The following is a 17,649-nucleotide window of genomic DNA, read 5'->3' on the forward strand; positions in this document are numbered from 1 at the left end:
AATTCCGCCCGTCAGGCAGTTGCTGCCGGGAAACGCTCCCACGCACGGTGGGCTGCCAGCAGTTCCTGAATCTGCGGAACCACCTGCCCGGCACTGTCCCCCAGCACCACGCCTGGCGCGTCATTCGGGATGCTGGCTGCATCCACACCGGCGGAGCCAGAGCCCCACGCCCCGATGGCCTTGGCGTGACGGAAAGCCTCCGACAGAAGCAGCACCACACGCGGATCCAACGAAACGCCGGGTTCACCGGCTTTCGCATCCAGTCCCTGTTCGGCGTCGTCAGCCGGCGCCGCGGAGCCTGCCACGATGACGGCGTCGAACTCGGTGGAGCGGGCGGTGAGGTAGGTCCGCTGAACCGGGATCCCGCCGTCGTCCTCTCCCCCGAGCGTCCCGCCGGACGGGGCGATCACCAGCGGCACGATGCCGGCGTCGTCGAGCGCCTTGCGGGCGTCCCGGACGGCCTCGAGGTCGCTGGACTCATCCGCCACAATGCCCACCACACGGCCCGCGACCGGCCAGGTCTTCCCCAGCTGGGACAGGGCGGGGCTGGGCTGGGCGTCCGGCACATCCTCGGTGGCCTCGGGTGCGGGCATCCCCAGTCCGCGGGCCACGGCGGCGCACAGCGAGGCATCGATGTTGGCCAGGGCGAGCAGCTGGCGCTCACGGACCGGCTTCTCGTAGCACTTGCCGAGCTCGAACGTGTAGGCCTGGATCAGGTGGTCCTGCTCCACCGGCGTGAGGCTCCGGAAGAACAGCCGGGGCTGGCTGTAGTGGTCGTCGAAGGACGCCGGATTCTTCCGCTGCTTGATGGCCTCCGCCACCTCCTCCGGAACATCGACGAAGGCCCCAACGTCAGCCCCGGCCTTGAACGGGCAGCCGCCGTCGAGGGAATTGGGCCGGTAGGGGGCAACGCCGGCGTGGACGGCGGTCTGGTGCATGCCGTCGCGCAGCATGTCGTTCACCGGAGCCTGCGGACGGTTGATGGGGATCTGCGCGAAGTTCGGCCCGCCTAGCCGCGAGATCTGTGTGTCCAGATAGGAGAACAGCCTGACCTGCAGCAGCGGATCGTTGGTGACGTCGATGCCCGGCACGAGGTGACCGGGGTGGAAGGCCACCTGTTCCGTTTCCGCGAAGTAGTTGACCGGGTTGGCGTTGAGCGTCATCAGCCCGATCGGCTGGACCGGAGCCAGTTCCTCCGGCACGAACTTCGTTGGATCCAGCAGATCGATCCCTTCGAACATCTGGTCCTCGGTGTCCGGGAAGGTCTGGATGCCCAGCTCCCATTCCGGGTAGGCGCCGGCCTCGATCGCGTCGGCGAGGTCCCGCCGGTGGAAGTCCGGATCCATGCCATTGATGATCTGGGCCTCCTCCCAGACCAGGGAGTGCACGCCCTGTTTAGGCTTCCAGTGGAACTTGACCAGTGTGGTGGCGCCCTCAGTGTCGACCAGGCGGAAGGTGTGGACGCCAAAGCCCTCCATGGTTCGGTACGAACGCGGGATGCCGCGGTCGGACATGTTCCACATGGTGTGCGCCTGCGCCTCGGTGTGCAGGGACACGAAGTCCCAGAAGGTGTCGTGGGCGCTCTGGGCCTGCGGAATTTCGCGGTCCGGGTGTGGCTTCGCGGCGTGCACGATGTCCGGGAACTTGATCCCGTCCTGGATGAAGAACACCGGGATGTTGTTGCCCACCAGGTCGTACGTTCCCTCGTCGGTATAGAACTTGGTGGAGAACCCGCGGGTGTCCCGGACGGTGTCAGCGGAACCACGCGAGCCGAGGACCGTGGAGAACCTGACAAACACCGGCGTTTCCACGTCTTTGGCGAGGAAGCCGGCACGGGTGATGTTGGCGGCCGTGCCGTAGGAACGGAACACGCCGTGGGCACCGGCGCCGCGGGCATGCACCACGCGCTCGGGAATTCTCTCGTGGTCGAAGTGGGTGATCTTCTCCCGGAGATGGTGGTCCTGCAGCAGGATCGGCCCCCGCGGCCCGGCCTTCAGCGAATGGTCGGTGTCCGGCAGCCGCGTGCCCTGCGGGGTGGTCAGGTACTGGCCGGACTGCGCCCGGGAGTGTTCCGGCGCGCCCGTGGGGCTGCCGGTCGGGGACACCGCTTCCGGCCCCTGCTGGTCCGGCTTGGGCGGCAGCGGTTCCCTTGGGTTGGTGGGTTCGACGACGGCGGGCTGCTCGCCTGCCGGGGCTCCCGGAATGTTGATTGCTGATTCTTCAGGCACTGAGATGATCCTTTCCGAAGCGGCGGCTAACCGGACTCGGCCGTGGGCGCCGGGCGCCCGACCAAAAGATAAGCCTGCTTAGTACCCTACGAAAACCAGTGGTCCCTCACAACCGCGGGCCGTCATTTGGGCGTTGCGGGGCTTCATAGTCAGCAGCCTTAGTTTCTCTCTTCAATTGCCGACTGCTTCCCGCTACGTTGGAGGTGTTCCATCCGGACAAGGGCAATCAGAACCACGGGCCATCCGCCCGTACGCTGAAGGAGTGAACCAAGCATGGCAACTGTTCAGGAATCGATCACTGTCGATGTCCCCGTACGCCAGGCCTACAACCAATGGACCCAGTTTGAGGATTTCCCCAATTTCATGAGCGGCGTGGACGCCGTCCGCCAGCTCGATGACACCACTGTTCATTTCGAAACCAGCATCGCGGGTGTGAAGCGCGAGTATGACGCCCAGATCACCGTGCAGGAGCCGGACCAGCGCGTCACCTGGGAGAGCCTGAACGAGCCCCGGAACTCGGGCACCGTCTGGTTCGAACCCGTGGGCGACAACGAAACCAAGGTGAACGTCGAGCTGACCTGGGAGCCCGAATCCGCGGTGGAGAAGCTGGGCGCAGCCACCGGCCTTGATTCCCGGCAGGTCGCCGCGGACCTGAGAAAGTTCAAGAAGTTCATCGAGCACCGGGACACGGAAACCGGCGCCTGGCGGGAAAGCGTCAGCGGCGGCGAAGTGGAAGGTGATGCGGGAACGACGGCGGCCGGTACAGGAACCGGCACCGGCGCCGGTCTGGGGGCTGGCGCTGGCGTCGGAACAGCGGGCGTTGGAACGGCCGGTACAGGCGCTGGATCCGGAGCTGCCGGCGTCGGGATGGGAGCAACAGCAGCGGGCGGCAACGGTGACCCGGGCGCAAGCACCGGCTACTCCGAGGGCGCGGGGATGGACGCGGTCCCGGGCCGCAGCTATGAATCCGGCGACGCCTACGACGCCGCCGCGACGGAGCGGCCGGTGGACGCGGATCCGGACATGGCGGTCGACGCCCCCTACGGGGACGACGAAACAGGTGAGCCGCGGAACGAGACCCGGCACACGGACACCCGCCGCGACGACATCCCCGACCGCTAGTTCTCCGTCCCGGCCGGTAACTCACAACCCCGGCCGGATTCCCGGCAGCCCGGGCGAAACGCACAGAAGCGCCCCGCCACTCATAGGAGTGGCGGGGCGCTTCTGTTGCCCAGCCGGAACTTGCTCAGCCCGGCAGCCCAGCCGCGGGCGGGAGACTTAGCTCAGGCTGGCGACGATCTTGTTGAGCGTTGCGGACGGCCGCATGACGGCGGCAGCCTTCTCGGCGTCGGGTCGGTAGTAGCCGCCGACGTCGACCGGCTGGCCCTGTACGCCCAGCAGTTCGGAGACGATGGCTTCCTCGTTGGAGGTCAGCGCGTCGGCAACCGGGGCGAAGGAGGCTGCCAGTTCGGCGTCCTCCGTCTGCTTGGCCAGTTCCTGTGCCCAGTACTGCGCCAGGTAGTAGTGGCTGCCCCGGTTGTCGATCTCGCCGGCCTTGCGGCTCGGGGACTTGTTCTCCAAAAGGAACGTGCCGGTGGCGCGGTCCAGGGTGTCGGCCAGGACCTGGGCGCGGGCGTTGTCCGTGGTGTTGGCCAGGTGCTCGAAGCTGACGGCCAGTGCCAGGAATTCACCGAGGCTGTCCCAGCGCAGGTGGTTTTCCTTCAGCAGCTGCTGGACGTGCTTCGGGGCGGAGCCGCCGGCACCGGTCTCGAAGAGGCCGCCGCCGTTGATCAGCGGAACGATGGACAGCATCTTGGCGCTGGTGCCCAGTTCCAGGATCGGGAAGAGGTCCGTCAGGTAGTCGCGGAGCACGTTGCCGGTGACGGAGATGGTGTCCTCGCCCTTGCGGAGGCGCTCCAGGGTGAAGGCGGTGGCCTTCTCCGGGGACAGGATCTCGATCTGCAGGCCCTCGGTGTCGTGCTCCTGCAGGTATGCGCGGACCTTCTCGATGAGCTTGGCGTCGTGCGCGCGGGTCTCGTCGAGCCAGAACACAGCGGGGGTCTGGGAGGCGCGGGCGCGGTTCACGGCCAGCTTCACCCAGTCGCGGATGGGCAGGTCCTTGGTCTGGCAGGCGCGCCAGATGTCACCAGGGGCAACTTCGTGTTCGATCAGGACGTTCCCCGAGCCGTCGACCACTTGGATCTTGCCGGGGGCCTGGGCCTCGAAGGTCTTGTCGTGGCTGCCGTATTCCTCGGCGGCCTGGGCCATGAGGCCGACGTTCGGGACGGTTCCCATGGTGGTGGGGTCGAAGGCGCCGTTCGCGCGGCAGTCGTCGATGACAACCTGGTAGATGCCGGCGTAGGAGCTGTCCGGCAGAACTGCCAGGGTGTCGGCTTCCTTGCCGTCCGGGCCCCACATGTGGCCCGAGGTGCGGATCATGGCGGGCATGGAGGCGTCAACGATGATGTCGCTGGGGACGTGCAGGTTGGTGATGCCCTTGTCGGAGTCGACCATGGCGATCGCGGGACCCTCTTCGAGGCCCTTCTTGATGGCGGCCTGGACGCCTTCGCGGACGTCCTCGGGCAGCTCGTCCAGCCCGTTGAGGATGGAGGCGAGGCCGTTGTTGGGGCTGAGGCCGGCGGCGGCGAGCTGCTTGCCGTAGGTGTCGAACAGCTCGGAGAAGTAAGCCTTCACCACGTGGCCGAAGATGATGGGATCGGAGACCTTCATCATGGTGGCCTTCAGGTGTGCGGAGAAGAGCACGCCCTCTTCCTTGGCGCGGGCTACCTGAGCTGCCAGGAATTCGTCCAGGGCGGCTGCGCGCATCACGGTGCCGTCGATGACTTCACCGGCGAGGACCGGGAAGGCCTTCTTCAGGACCTTGACCGTGCCGTCCTCGCGGACCAGCTGGATTTCGATGGTGCCGTCGGCCGGAACCACCACGGACTTCTCGTTGGAGCGGAAGTCGTTGGCATCCATGTGTGCCACGTTGGTCTTGGACTCGGGGGTCCATGCACCCATGGAGTGCGGGTTCTTGCGCGCGTAGTTCTTGACCGACAGGGGCGCACGGCGGTCCGAGTTGCCTTCACGCAGGACCGGGTTCACGGCGGATCCCTTGATTTTGTCGTAGCGGGAGCGGACGGCGGTCTCTTCGTCGGACGTGGGGTTGTCCGGGTAGTCCGGCAGGTTGTAGCCCTGGGACTGAAGCTCGGCGATGGCGGCCTTCAGCTGCGGCACGGATGCGCTGATGTTGGGCAGCTTGATGATGTTGGCTTCCGGCTTCTTCGCCAGTTCACCCAGTTCGGCCAGGGCGTCACCGATCTGCTGCTCTTCAGTGAGGTAGTCGCCGAAGACGGCGATGATGCGGCCGGCCAGCGAAATGTCGCGGGTCTCCACCTGCACACCTGCCGTGGACGCGAACGCCTCGATGATCGGCAGGAACGAATAAGTAGCCAGCATCGGCGCTTCGTCGGTGTGGGTATAGATAATTTTGGCCATGCTCGGGCGTCTCCCTGAAGGTCGGCTTGTATCTGGTATTCCGGTCTATTTCACCAATCTTTAACTTACCCGAGGTGAACCGGATGGACCTTACCCGGACGGCCGGATGCCCTTGAATGACCGCGTTCCTGTGGCTTGCGCCACACTATCCATTGTCCCCGGAGCCAAGGAGTCCTAATCTTTCTCTCATAAACGAATACCGCTTCGGCGGCTGGTCGTCGTCAAAACCCTCGCGGCGGGGAGAGATCAGCACCACACCTACCTTGAGCACGCATCATGCACACTGATGCTTCACTCCTCACATGCCCCGGGTAGGTTCAATCCGTCACTCGGCAGGCGCACTAAGGCTTCACCTGCCCCCACCCCCCCGATAGGTAGAACGCCATGACGAGCAAAAGAACTCTGGCCCAAGGCCTCATGAGCTTTTCAACAGCCCTGATACTGGCATTGTCCTCGGCCGGAGCGGCCACTTCGGCGCCCGCATCACACGACGTCCATGACCGGAAGGCATCGTCCACCCTCATAGCCCAGGACTCCTCGGCGTTCTGGACCCCCGAACGCATGCGGGCGGCGCTGCCGGGCGATGTTCTGGCGGACAAGGCTCTGGCCCGGCAGAATGAAAATGCCGTTGCCAGCGCTTCCGGCCCTCAGGAAACAGCCTCCAGCACCAAAATCCGAGGAACGTCAAAGAGCCCGCGGCTGCGCGCATTGCACGAAAACGAGGATCCTGTATCAAATATCGGCAAAGTCTTCTTCACCATGAGCGGCCAAAATTTTGTCTGTTCCGGCAACTCTGTTGTGTCGGAGAACCAGAGCACAGTAGCTACGGCCGGCCATTGTGTGAACGAGGGGCCGGGTGCCTTCGCCACCAATTTCATCTTTGTACCTGGCTACGTGGACGGTGAGGCCCCGTACGGAAAGTGGCCGGCCCGAGCCTTGTTCGCCCCGACCCAGTGGAGCGGCGCTGGCGACATCCGGTATGACACAGGCTTCGCCGTCGTCCGTCCTGTTGACGGCGAACTACTGGCCGACGTGGTCGGTTCCTCGGGCGTTCAGTTCAATCAGCCCCGGGGTATGGACTACAAAGCCTATGGATATCCGGCGGCCACGCCATTCAACGGCCAGTCGCTGGTCAGCTGCACGGGCACCGCATCCAATGACTCCATCAACCCCCAGTTCAACTCCCAAGGCATTGACTGCGACATGACGGGAGGCTCGTCAGGCGGCCCCTGGTTTGTCGGCGATGCGGACGGCTTCCAGAACTCCATTAACAGCTACGGCTATGGGACACACTCCACCCGGATGTTCGGACCCTATTGGGGATCGGTAATTCAGAAGGTCTATAACACCGCGTCGGCCGCAAGTTGACCGCGGACCCTGGTGAAACAGACTCCTCAGGCGCCACGGTAAGCCACAGCGTCGGCAAGCCGCCCGAGGAGATCCTGGCTTACTGGACCCCGGAACGGATGGCAGAAGCCTTTCCCCGGGAAATCCGGTTGCCCGATCCGGAGGACACGGACCCCAAGTCCGAAGGAAAGTAAAGCAAGTTAAAGCCCGACGGCGCCGTCCCCTTAAGGGGGCAGCCGCCGTCGGGCGGTGGTGGGCCCACGCCGCCCGGGTTCCCTGGCCGAAGCGCAGCGAGGTTAGGGAGGCGGCGGGGATTAGTGGAAGAAGTGGCGGGCGCCGGTGAAGTACATGGTGATGCCGGCAGCGTTGGCCGCGGCGACGACTTCCTCGTCCCGGACCGATCCGCCGGGCTGCACCACAGCCCGGACACCGGCGTCGATCAGGATCTGCAGGCCGTCGGCGAACGGGAAGAACGCGTCCGAGGCAGCAACCGCGCCGCGGGCACGGGCGGGGGCCCCTGCTGCGCCTGTTTCTGTCGTCCCGACATTAGTGGCGCCGCCGGCGCCGTCGACGTCGGACTCAACCTCGACACCCAGTGTGTTGGCCCGCTCAACGGCGAGCTTGCAGGAGTCCAGGCGGTTGACCTGGCCCATGCCGATGCCGACTGCGGCGCCGTTGGAGGCGAGCAGGATGGCGTTGGACTTGGCTGCACGGCAGGCTGTCCAGGCAAAGGCGAGGTCGGCGAGCGTGGCGTCGTCGGCCGCTTCGCCGGCGGCAAGCGTCCAGTTGGCGGGGTTGTCGCCGTCGGCGTTGACCTTGTCGGTGACCTGCACCAGTACGCCGCCGGAAACCTGGCGGATTTCGGTCGGGTAGCGGCCGTAGCCTTCGGGCAGTGTCAGCAGGCGGATGTTCTTCTTCTTGGACAGGATCTCCACGGCCTCGGGTTCGAAGCCGGGGGCGATGACCACCTCGGTGAAGATGCCCGCCACGGTCTGGGCCATGCCGGCGGTGACCGTGCGGTTTGCCGCGATGACGCCGCCGAACGCGGAGACGGGGTCGCAGGCGTGGGCCTTGGCGTGGGCGTCGGCGATCGGGTCCGCAGCGTCCACGGAAGCCACGGCCACACCGCAGGGGTTGGCGTGCTTGATGATGGCGACTGCGGGCTCGGCGAAGTCGTAGGCGGCCCGGAGTGCTGCGTCGGCGTCCACGAAGTTGTTGTAGCTCATGGCCTTGCCATGGATCTGGTCTGCCTGGGCGATGCCTGCAGGTGCTGCCTTGTCCACGTACAGTGCTGCTTGCTGGTGCGGGTTCTCACCGTAGCGCAGCACCTCGGAGCGTTCCAGTGCCAGGCCGGCGTACGCAGGCCAGTCGATGACGCCGTCGCCGTCCTCGTCGAGGAACTGGCTGGCAGTCCATGTAGCCACGGCCGTGTCATAGCTGGCGGTGTGCGCGAACGCCTTGGCGGCGAGCCGGCGGCGGGTCTTGAGGTCGAAGCCACCCTCGGCGGCGGCACGGACCACGTCGCCGTAGAACGTAGGATCAACCACAATGGCGACGGCGGCGTGGTTCTTCGCGGCGGAGCGCACCATGGCGGGGCCTCCGATGTCGATCTGCTCCACGACGTCGTCCTGTGCGGCACCCGACTTGACCGTCTGCACGAACGGGTAGAGGTTCACCACGACGAGGTCGAAGGCCTCGATCTCCATCTTGGCGAGGGTCTCCATGTGGGCGGGGACGCGGCGGTCCGCGAGGATGCCGCCGTGAACGCGCGGGTGCAGGGTCTTGACCCGGCCGTCGAGCATCTCGGGGGAGCCGGTGACTTCCTCGACTTCCTGGACCGGGATGCCGGCCGCGGCGATCTTCTTGGCGGTCGAGCCGGTGGAAACAATCTTGACGCCTGCTGCGTGCAGGCCCCTGGCGAGCTCCTCCAGACCGGTCTTGTCGTATACCGAGATCAGGGCCCGGCGGATGGGAACACGGTCAAGCTGCGTCAAGCTCACAAAAGTCTCCGTCTTTATCTCGCGGTTGATGTGCCGCGGTTGGTGGGGATAGGGCCCAGTTTATCGTGTCGGCGGACCCCTTCCTGCTGGCAGGCCCAGTGTGAAGACCGGCCTGTTCGTGGCGTAGCGGTACGGCCCTGGGCGGCGTTCCGCAACGTAAGGTTTAAGCAGGAGGCCGAGATGAATATTTATACCGCTGTGCCCAGTGGCGAGCAGGTAGTCCAGGAACTGCCGTGGCGCTGGAAAGTGCAGGGCAGGATCTTCGTGATCGGCGGCCTGGGATTCATGTTCGATGCGTGGGACGTCACCCTTAACGGCATTCTCATTCCGCTGCTGTCCACACACTGGAGCCTCACCCCGGGCGAGGCCGGATGGATCGGCACGGCCAACCTGATCGGCATGGCCCTGGGCGCCTTCATCTGGGGCACCGTTGCTGACACCATCGGTCGCAGGAAGGCCTTCACGGCCACGCTGCTGATCTTCTCGGTCTTCACGGTGCTTGGCGCCTTCTCCCCCGACTTCCTCTGGTTCTGCGTCTTCCGCTTCATGGCAGGGTTCGGCCTGGGCGGCTGCATTCCTGTGGACTACGCGCTGGTGGGTGAGTTCACGCCGCGCAGGCAGCGCGGCCGGGTCCTCACCGCCATGGATGGCTGGTGGCCCGTGGGCGCAGCGCTCTGCGGGTTCGTGTCCGCATGGCTGGTGGCAGCCTTTGCCGACTGGCGCCTGACCATGCTCGTCATGGTGCTGCCCGCCCTGCTCGTGTTCTGGGTGCGGCGCAGCGTTCCGGAGTCGCCGCTGTTCCTGATCCGCAAGGGCCGCCGCGACGAAGCCGCCCGGGTGATTGACGGTCTGGTCGAGGCCACCGGAGCCGAGCCCCGGGCCTACAGCCTGCCGGAGCCGCTGGCCGTAGCGCGGCTCTCGGCCGGCAGCGCGTGGCAGCAGCTGCGCGGTGTCTGGCAGTTCAACTGGAAGATCACCGCCGCCGCCTGGGCACTGTTCATGAGCATCCTGCTGGTCTACTACCTCTCCCTCACGTGGATGCCGCGGATCCTGATCGGCGCCGGGTTCGCCGAATACAAGGCGTTCCTGACGACGGCGGGGATGGCCGCCGTCGGGCTCCTGGGCGTGATCGCGGCAGCGCTGCTCGTGGAGCGCGTGGGCCGCAAGTGGCTGCTGGCCATCACGGGACCGCTCTCCGCGCTGATCCTCGTGGTGGTGGCGTTCGTGGTTGACGTGCCCACGGCCGCGGTGTTCTGGCTGCTGGTGTTCGGGTTCGTGGTGCAGGTGGCCATCCCGGTGCTCTACGCGTACGTTTCCGAGCTGTACCCGACGGAGCTGCGCGGCAGCGGCTTCGGCTGGGCGTCCACGTTCTCGCGGCTGGGGGCTGGCTTCGGCCCGCTCATCTTCGCCAACTACTTCTGGCCGCAGTTGGGGCTCGCCACCTCGTTTGCTCTCGCCGGCGGCCTGGTGGTCCTGTCCGTGCTGTGGATGGCATTTTTCTCCCCCGAGACCCGCCAGCGCCGCCTCGAGTAGCGCCCCCTCCCCCAACTGACTCGCAGTTGTTGCCGTTTTGAGCCCTCAAAACGACAACAACTGCGAGTTACTTGGGCAACCAGCCCCTACTGAGCAGCGCAGCACGGACTTTCGCGACTGCGGATCGGGCATCCTTCTGCATGTGGCGCTTGGAGATCCTGACCAGCAGCCAGCCTCCACGGCCGTAGTCCTCCTCCCGGGCGATGTCACGGACGATTTGCTCAGCCCCCGAGTGGCCCTCACCCTCGTACTCCACGGCAACCTGATGTTCCGGATAGCCAATGTCGGGCTGACGTACGACGCCGGAACGGAGTTCCGTGCGCACGTTGAGTTGCGGTTCCGGCAGGCCCCCAAATTCCAGCGCCAGCCGTAGCCGAGTCTCCGGCGCCGAATCCGCACCGACACGTGCCAGGTCGAGGGCGAGCCTGGCTTTTCGGATGCCCGGTGTTCCTTTGTGCCTGTCCAGCATGTCGGCCAAGTGCCCCAGAGTTGCGTGCGGTTCGTCCCTGGTTTCAAACTCGGGCCGGGGAATGCGCAGGAGATGGTCGGCCACCACAGTCAGCTCCTCAACGCTCATCTTCCGAGATATGTCCAGCCACGTCCGGACCCTGCTCGTCACCAGCAGTCCGTCGACACTCACGATTTCATCGTCGAAGAACTGCCCCACATGGCCTATGACGCCCGTGCGCCGGGAAATGGCCATGGTGTCCGGCCGGGAGATATGGACGCGCGGATCCCGTTGACCGGGCAGGAACCCGGGGAACTTCCAGAAGGTGAAAGCGGTGGCGTGGGATGCGGCTGAAAACTCGGTCACCCGGGTGAACGGGCGGATCGCCTCGGGTGCAAACGACTCCGCGGGACCAAGTGCGGGTCGGTAATCGGGCACCCTGATGCCCCGGCTGGGTGAGTGCAGCGCCTGGTGCCGGAGCCGCCGCAAGCTGACGCCGGCGTCGGTGGCTTCTTGGCAAGTGAAGGGCGCCAAGGCCAGTGGCTCGGGAAGGGGACGAGGGGTCTTCACGGCACCATGGTTGCAAATCCGGAACCTGCTCAGGCAGTTATCCACAGGCAAATGTCCTGCCAACGCAACTGACTGGCAATTGTTGTCGTTTTGAGGGCTCAAAACGACATTAAATGCGAGCTAGTTGGGAGTTTTCGCGGCGGCGTACTCAGCAGCCAGCGACGCGAGCGTGGAGACCAGGAGCCGGCGCTCCACCACCTTGATCCGCTCGTGCAGGGTTTCCTCGGTGTCGGCGTCCTCGATGGGCACGGCTTCCTGCGCGATGATGGGGCCCGTGTCCACGCCCGCGTCGGCCCAGTGCACGGTGCAGCCGGTGACCTTGACCCCGTAGGCCATGGCGTCGCGGACTCCGTGGGCGCCGGGGAAGGAGGGCAGCAGGGCGGGGTGGGTGTTGAGGTATTTTCCGTCGAAAGCGTCGATGAACTCGGGGCTCACGATCCGCATGAAGCCAGAGGACACCACCACATCCGGCTGGTACGCGGCCACAGCATCCGTCAGGGCGGCGTTCCACTCCGCACGGTCCGGGTAGGCCTTGAAGTCCACCACGAACGTGTCGATCCCGGCTGCAGCCGAACGTTCCACGCCGTAAGTTCCCGGACGGTCCGCGCCCACCGCTGCGATCTCAACATCCAGGTCCCCGGCTTGAACGGCGTCGATGACGGCCTGAAGATTGGAACCGGTTCCGGAGACGAGGACTACTATGCGCATTGCTCAAGCTTAGGCGGACGCTCGCGTAGGCTGGAAAACATGAACCCCACTCCGGGCCCGCAGGGGCCTCAGCGGACTGCGCGTCCGCTCAGCGAGGAGGCCAAGGCCTCGCTCCAGAAGACGCACACGCTGTTCCGCATGTTCATTGTTGCGGTGCTGGGCGCGTTCTTCGTCTTCCAACTGGACCTCGCCTACCTCTGGCTCACGGCCATATTAACGGCGGCGGGCATCGTCCTGGGGATCATGGTGCTCATCCGGGCCATCCGGTTCAAGGAATCCAAACTGGTGCTGTTCGGCACCATTTCCGGTCTTGTGGTTTCGGCGGTCATGGTTCTCCTGGTCCTGACCTCTGTGCTCTTTTTCAACCAGATCCGCGACTTCCAGCAGTGCTCCCGCCAGGCGCTGACCAGCAAGGCAAGCACGGAGTGCCGGGCCAATCTGGAGAACTCGCTGCCCGGACCGCTGAAGCAGCCCGTGCGCTAGAACCGGCCCAACAACCCGAAGACTACTTGCTGCTCGGGGCAGTCCCCAGCTCGGCGTCCCGAAGCTGCCGGCGTTCCAGCCACGGTCCCGCCGCGTATCCAATTACGACGCCGACGCCCACTTCCGCTGCCAGCCAGACTGCCGTCCACAACGGGTCCGGGCCAATGTCCGTGAGGCGGCCGATGCCGGCCGAGCCGCGTGCCAGCCAGGCGAGTGCGGCCGCCAGCACGCCGGCTGCCGCCCCGACGATCAGCGCCAGGAAGAGGGTGGACGCCGCGGCGGTCAGCCAGCGGACGTGGAGCTTGATGGACAGCCATTCATCGAAGTGGTTTTCACCTTCGCGCAGGAACCACCAGCCGGCCAGGACCCCGGCGAGCACGGGAACCACCAGCGCCACTGGACCGAAATCGAGGGAGCCGGAAGGGATCGCCGCGAAAACCGGGATTGTGGGCAGAGGCCCGACGGCGGTTTCCAGCGGGCCCACCTGAGAGCCGGCGCCCAGGGCGAACCCGGAGCCGGTCAGCCAGGCGAGCGCAAAGACGGCGAGGTTGGGGAGGAAGCCGAGCTGCGCAATGGTGAGCGCCGCTCCTCCCACGGGTCCGGCGTCGAGTCCTTCATAAACCGCCACCACAAGGTTCCAGTGGATGAACAGGTCCACGGCCAGCAGCGCCGAGGACATGGCGAGCGCCGCGATCACGGCCACAAAGCCCGCCTTGGCTGCCGAGGCCAGATACGACCCCGCCCACCGTGAATGCTGGCTGGTGCGGGCGATCCAGTCCACGGCGTCGACGCCGATCAGCCGGCTCCATGAACCGGCTTCCCGCCGGGCGCCGATCACCATCCCGAGGCCGAACGGAACCAGCGGCAGGAGCCCGGCCCACCAGAGGAAAACCCCAACGTCCTCGGTCCGGCAGATGAACCCCGTGGCGATGCCAAATCCCGCGTAGACCAGCCACGAGCCGAGCAGCGCCTGCCACAGCTGGTCCGTGTACGACGCCCGGGCCAGGCGCCTGCCGGCCCGCCAGGCCAGCAGGAAGGGAATGAGTGTGAGGCCCAGCGGTAGCAGCGACAGCGTGCCGGTCTCGGGCCTCGCGGCAGCGCCCTCCCCCACGGTGGTGAGATACAGGGGCACCCCGTGGATGACCAGCCACGCCTGGCCGGCGAGCCGGGCCAGTGCATCGAGGCCGGTGCTGCCGAAACCGGAGGTCGCCCACACCGCAACGATGGGGGCTATGACCACCAGCGCCGAGATGATGGCCGCCTGGGCGGACTCGAGCCCGCCCTGCAGCCACAGGGGCATGGGAAGGCCACGGTCTCCGGTCTGGTCAGCACGCAGTTTCATCGCCTCCCATCGTGCCATGCGGGGCCTCGCTCACCCGTTTTCGACAGGCTCAACGGCGCGGGAAAGTCGGACGGTCATGCGCCCGCACCGGCACATGGCCGGCCCGTCTGCGGGCGCTTTTTCGGGAGGCCCGTCGTAAAATTAGCTTGTCCGCATTCAGTGGTTGGAGGCAGAAAATGACTACCGCATCCCCACATGCACACGGCGTTCACTTTGGCAGGACTGACGTTCAGAACGCTGGCATGGGTGTAGGTATTGTCTTGATGGTGGTCGGTGTGCTGGGGTTCATCCCGGGCATCACTGCACGGTATGGCGAACTGATGTTCCTTGGGCCTGATTCGCACGCCATGTTCCTCGGCCTGTTCCAGGTATCCATGCTGCTCAACATCGTGCAGCTGGTCATTGGCGCAACCGGCTGGGCCATGTCCCGCGGAGAGATGGGCGCCCGGAGGTTCCTCATGGGAGCCGGTGCGCTTTATCTCGTCATTAGCATCTACGGGCTCAGTGTCGGAGTGGATTCGGCGGCCAACTTCCTGTCGCTGAACATGCTGGACAGCTGGACCATGATGGTGGCTGGTGTATTGATGATTGCCGCTGGCTGGATGTTTTCACGGCATTCGGTCGCGGACAGGAAATAGCCCGGAACGCGAACGCCGGGAACTAGGAGCCGCGAATGAATAGATATCTAATCTGAGTATTCGTACTACCGGTTGGTGCAGGCGGCCACGCGAATTCGTGGGCGGCTGCACCAACTTTGTGTGGGCACACTGGGGAGCATTCTTGACCGCGGACGGCCACTTCAGAAGCCGGTCTTGAAACGGATCTGGGAATAGGGCTCGCTGGGCAGGTTCCCCGCAGTCCAGGGCTCCTCGGACGGTTCGCTCCGCACTTCGCCGCGCCCGTCACGCAGGACGGCCAGCACCGTTGCCGAAATGGCAACGACGGCGATTACGGCCAGCAGCACAAGGACGACGACGATGGATCCGGACATCTCTAAAGCACCTTCTGCTTAAATTTTATTGCGATTCAACGCGCCCGCTCATGCGCGAATATTTTTCCTCTGGACGGAACGGGGCGCCGGGCATATTCTGGTCTCCCATTGCGCTGGGGGGTGATTCGAATGGGCAACAGGGTGCTTTTACTGGACGCAACCGTCCTGCGCGCCCTGCTGTTGCCCGTTCTCCTGGCCCTGGCGTGGATTATTTGGGGAGCGGCATCAGCCGACGCAGCGCCCGGGGACACCGTGACGGCCGGTTCGCTTGAGACCGGATCCCTCGTCAAAACCCCGGCAGCTGCTACCCCGCAGTCGACATTGTCCGCTCCCCTGGCTTCCGCTACCTCCCGGGTTGCCCCCGTCGCCAAGCTGCTGCCGGCGGTTCCGGCACTGCCGGCAGCACCCAGCCTCCCGACTGCATTCAGCAAGCCTGTGACGACCGTCGTCGGATCCGTTACGGGCACCGCCGGCGCCGTGGTCAACGGGGCATCGACTGCGGTGACCACCGTGGCGGACACAGTGGACAACCTGGCTGCTGCCGCGGAAGACATCGTTTCGTCGGTACCGCAACTGCCGGTGTCTCCTGCGGTGCCCGCTGTTCCTTCTCTCCCGATTCCTGCTGTGCCGGTCCCCGCGGTGCCCGTGCCGTCTGTGCCGGTGCCTGCAGTGCCGCTGCCTGCAGTGCCGCTGCCGGAACTGCCCGCAGCTCCCGTACCGGGTGTCACATCGCCGGCGCCGGCCCCTGGCACCGGGCACAGCTCGCCAGATCTTGCCGCACCTACGAGTGATGATTCCTCCTCGGATGTTCGGCCGGGGACGACCACTCGCAAGGCGGCAGACGGGGCCCGGTCGGCAGCACCGGCCGAGACAGCAGCCACTGTCTCTCCCGCTGCTGCCGGCGGTGTTCCGCTCGCGGGCACGGGTCTCTCACTGGCCGAGCTCCAGATGACCACACCGGAGGGGCGAGAGCCGGCCGGCGCCAGCCATTCGATTCACAACAGCACAAACCTTGATGCGCTGCCCGGCGGCGGCCATCTTCTGTCCTTCGCCGTAAGCGAGGGAACGTCCGGGAACTCCTCCTCGGGCGCTGAAGGCTCTGGAGCCCAGGCCGCCGATGCAGCGGGAAGCTGGGACAGCACGCCTCTGCTCGCCGGCGCCCGGGTGCTCGATACCGCCCAGAACCTTCCCGCCGGCCCAGCCTTCGATCCGGGGTGTTCCCCCGACTGAACAGGTCAGCTCTGCCCACCTTCAGGGCAGAAAAGACCACCTGCGCAGCCCTGCGCAAGGACCATCAGTTCAGTCAGGAGAATATGTCATGTCTACGCACGCCCCGCTGTCTGCCGCCTCCCGCCCGTCCCGCCCGCAGTCCGGAGCCGTTGCCGGCCGGATCGGAAACTGGCCCGACCCCATGCGCGGCCGGATCGGAAACTGGCCCGACCCCATGTCCGGCGTCATCGGCAACTGGCCCGACCCGATGCAGCAGCGAAGCTAGGGATGCCCCGGCGAAGCCAGAGCGCGGTCCGGACCTGAGCCCGGACCGGCCTACGCCAACAGGGACGCCAACAGGAAAGTGTCGCCGCGCGCGGCGCGGCGACACTTGTCCTCATAAACAACTCCCCCAGCCGCGCAACAGGTTTACTTCGTACCGCTGTCACCGCTCCCGGCCGGCTTCTGCACTGTCTCGGCTCGGTCCTGCGGCGCCCCCGTGGCGCCCTCCCCTTTAGCCTGATCTGCCTCGGCGGCCTCTGCTTCAGGGGCCGGTGCCCGCAACGCAGGTTCTGCAGTCGTGTCCGCGCTCGGAGCCGCGTGCGCAACTTCCTTGGGCGCACCTCGTGTGAAACCAGCCTCTGTTGGCGGGGCGCCTTCTGTCGGTGCACCTCCCGTGGGCACACCGGCTGCGGGGGAGCCTGGTTCCCTGGTGGCGTCCGCGGCTGGTTCGCCGACGACGGCTGCTGAATTCTGGTTCTTGGCCGAGCCAGGTTTGGCGCTGCCCGGAAAATAGCTGATGACGCGCGCCAACTCCCGGCCCAGGACAGTCCCCTGGACCACGTCGGGGGGCAATGCGGCCTGCTCAGCTTTCCGTGCCGCCTCCAATGCCTGGCGGCCTGCTTCCGTTATGGATACCTCGTTGTGCCTCCGGTCCAGTGAACTCGACTCACGGGCAACAAGCCCAGCCGCTTCGAGCCGCGTCAGGACCCGGCCGATGGACTGGCTGCGGACCTTGATATCGGCGGCCAACTCTTCCTGGTTCAACGGACCGTCGAGGAGACCCTGCAGGGCGATGACTGCGGCATGCGTGAGGCCGAGTTCAGCCAGCGCCTGATCCTGCCGGCGCTGGACGAGCCTGGCGGCCATGGACAGCAGCTGGTGAGGCCCCCACTGCTCTGCGTCAGGATTCGGGACCATCGGTTTAGACCTTCTTTCCCCTTTGAGCCCGTGCTGGCAACACCGCCAGCCGAAAATGCCGGTAACGCCGGGGCCGGAACCCGGCCCCGGCG

The 17,649-nt window shown here is 65.9% G+C and carries 16 protein-coding genes; 8 read left to right on the top strand and 8 right to left on the bottom strand.

The window, feature by feature from the left end; genetic code table 11:
- Positions 1-11 precede the first annotated feature (11 nt).
- Complete coding sequence (locus tag ABIE00_RS17790; RefSeq protein WP_354262030.1) at positions 12-2,228, bottom strand: catalase; 2,217 nt, start codon at positions 2,226-2,228, stop codon at positions 12-14.
- Between the two features lie 273 nt (positions 2,229-2,501).
- On the opposite strand from ABIE00_RS17790, the gene ABIE00_RS17795 reads away from it, so the two are divergent.
- Positions 2,502-3,350: an SRPBCC family protein gene (locus ABIE00_RS17795; RefSeq protein ID WP_354262031.1), complete on the top strand. Its 849-nt coding sequence runs from the start codon at positions 2,502-2,504 to the stop codon at positions 3,348-3,350.
- A gap of 156 nt (positions 3,351-3,506) precedes the next feature.
- Here the strand turns inward: ABIE00_RS17795 and ABIE00_RS17800 are convergent, their stop codons facing one another.
- Positions 3,507-5,726 (bottom strand): NADP-dependent isocitrate dehydrogenase, encoded by a 2,220-nt coding sequence (locus tag ABIE00_RS17800; protein ID WP_354262032.1) that lies wholly within the window; start codon positions 5,724-5,726, stop codon positions 3,507-3,509.
- 384 nt (positions 5,727-6,110) lie between these two features.
- On the opposite strand from ABIE00_RS17800, the gene ABIE00_RS17805 reads away from it, so the two are divergent.
- Together ABIE00_RS17805 and ABIE00_RS17810 are read left to right on the top strand one after the other, a co-directional pair.
- A complete protein-coding gene (locus tag ABIE00_RS17805) occupies positions 6,111-7,094 on the top strand; it encodes a trypsin-like serine peptidase (protein WP_354262034.1) in 984 nt (327 codons plus the stop codon).
- Positions 7,091-7,267, top strand: coding sequence for a hypothetical protein (locus ABIE00_RS17810; protein ID WP_354262035.1), 177 nt, complete (start codon positions 7,091-7,093; stop codon positions 7,265-7,267). The genes ABIE00_RS17805 and ABIE00_RS17810 overlap by 4 nt, the downstream gene beginning before the upstream one ends.
- A gap of 120 nt (positions 7,268-7,387) precedes the next feature.
- Here the strand turns inward: ABIE00_RS17810 and purH are convergent, their stop codons facing one another.
- Positions 7,388-9,073 (bottom strand): bifunctional phosphoribosylaminoimidazolecarboxamide formyltransferase/IMP cyclohydrolase, encoded by a 1,686-nt coding sequence (gene purH / locus ABIE00_RS17815; RefSeq protein WP_354262036.1) that lies wholly within the window; start codon positions 9,071-9,073, stop codon positions 7,388-7,390.
- A gap of 180 nt (positions 9,074-9,253) precedes the next feature.
- Here purH and ABIE00_RS17820 point away from each other — a divergent pair, with 180 nt between their 5' ends.
- Positions 9,254-10,606 carry an MFS transporter gene (locus tag ABIE00_RS17820; RefSeq protein ID WP_354262037.1) on the top strand — a complete coding sequence of 451 codons (1,353 nt, stop codon included), beginning with the start codon at positions 9,254-9,256 and terminating at the stop codon, positions 10,604-10,606.
- Positions 10,607-10,673: 67 nt separating this feature from the next.
- On the opposite strand, the gene ABIE00_RS17825 is transcribed toward ABIE00_RS17820, so the two are convergent.
- A complete protein-coding gene (locus ABIE00_RS17825) occupies positions 10,674-11,624 on the bottom strand; it encodes a putative endonuclease domain-containing protein (RefSeq protein ID WP_354262038.1) in 951 nt (316 codons plus the stop codon).
- 120 nt (positions 11,625-11,744) lie between these two features.
- The gene (purN, locus tag ABIE00_RS17830; protein WP_354262039.1) at positions 11,745-12,332 is read right to left on the bottom strand and encodes a phosphoribosylglycinamide formyltransferase; all 588 of its coding nucleotides are present in this window, start codon (positions 12,330-12,332) and stop codon (positions 11,745-11,747) included.
- Positions 12,333-12,371: 39 nt separating this feature from the next.
- Between purN and ABIE00_RS17835 the strand changes: the two genes are divergently transcribed.
- Entirely contained in the window at positions 12,372-12,815 is a 444-nt protein-coding gene (locus tag ABIE00_RS17835; protein WP_354262040.1) for a hypothetical protein, read from the top strand.
- A gap of 22 nt (positions 12,816-12,837) precedes the next feature.
- Here the strand turns inward: ABIE00_RS17835 and ABIE00_RS17840 are convergent, their stop codons facing one another.
- Positions 12,838-14,157: a cell division protein PerM gene (locus ABIE00_RS17840; RefSeq protein ID WP_354263414.1), complete on the bottom strand. Its 1,320-nt coding sequence runs from the start codon at positions 14,155-14,157 to the stop codon at positions 12,838-12,840.
- A gap of 242 nt (positions 14,158-14,399) precedes the next feature.
- Between ABIE00_RS17840 and ABIE00_RS17845 the strand changes: the two genes are divergently transcribed.
- Positions 14,400-14,795: a DUF4383 domain-containing protein gene (locus tag ABIE00_RS17845; RefSeq protein ID WP_354262041.1), complete on the top strand. Its 396-nt coding sequence runs from the start codon at positions 14,400-14,402 to the stop codon at positions 14,793-14,795.
- Positions 14,796-14,956: 161 nt separating this feature from the next.
- On the opposite strand, the gene ABIE00_RS17850 is transcribed toward ABIE00_RS17845, so the two are convergent.
- Entirely contained in the window at positions 14,957-15,148 is a 192-nt protein-coding gene (locus ABIE00_RS17850) for a hypothetical protein (protein ID WP_354262042.1), read from the bottom strand.
- Between the two features lie 129 nt (positions 15,149-15,277).
- On the opposite strand from ABIE00_RS17850, the gene ABIE00_RS17855 reads away from it, so the two are divergent.
- Entirely contained in the window at positions 15,278-16,378 is a 1,101-nt protein-coding gene (locus ABIE00_RS17855; RefSeq protein ID WP_354262043.1) for a hypothetical protein, read from the top strand.
- An 88-nt stretch (positions 16,379-16,466) separates the two neighbouring features.
- Complete coding sequence (locus tag ABIE00_RS17860) at positions 16,467-16,643, top strand: hypothetical protein (RefSeq protein ID WP_354262045.1); 177 nt, start codon at positions 16,467-16,469, stop codon at positions 16,641-16,643.
- Positions 16,644-16,786: 143 nt separating this feature from the next.
- On the opposite strand, the gene ABIE00_RS17865 is transcribed toward ABIE00_RS17860, so the two are convergent.
- On the bottom strand, positions 16,787-17,557 hold the full coding sequence (locus ABIE00_RS17865; protein WP_354262046.1) for a MarR family winged helix-turn-helix transcriptional regulator: 771 nt from the start codon (positions 17,555-17,557) through the stop codon (positions 16,787-16,789).
- Between the last annotated feature and the right edge of the window lie 92 nt (positions 17,558-17,649).

The sequence above is a fragment of the Arthrobacter sp. OAP107 genome, assembly GCF_040546765.1.
In the GTDB taxonomy this organism is placed as follows: Bacteria; Actinomycetota; Actinomycetes; order Actinomycetales; family Micrococcaceae; genus Arthrobacter.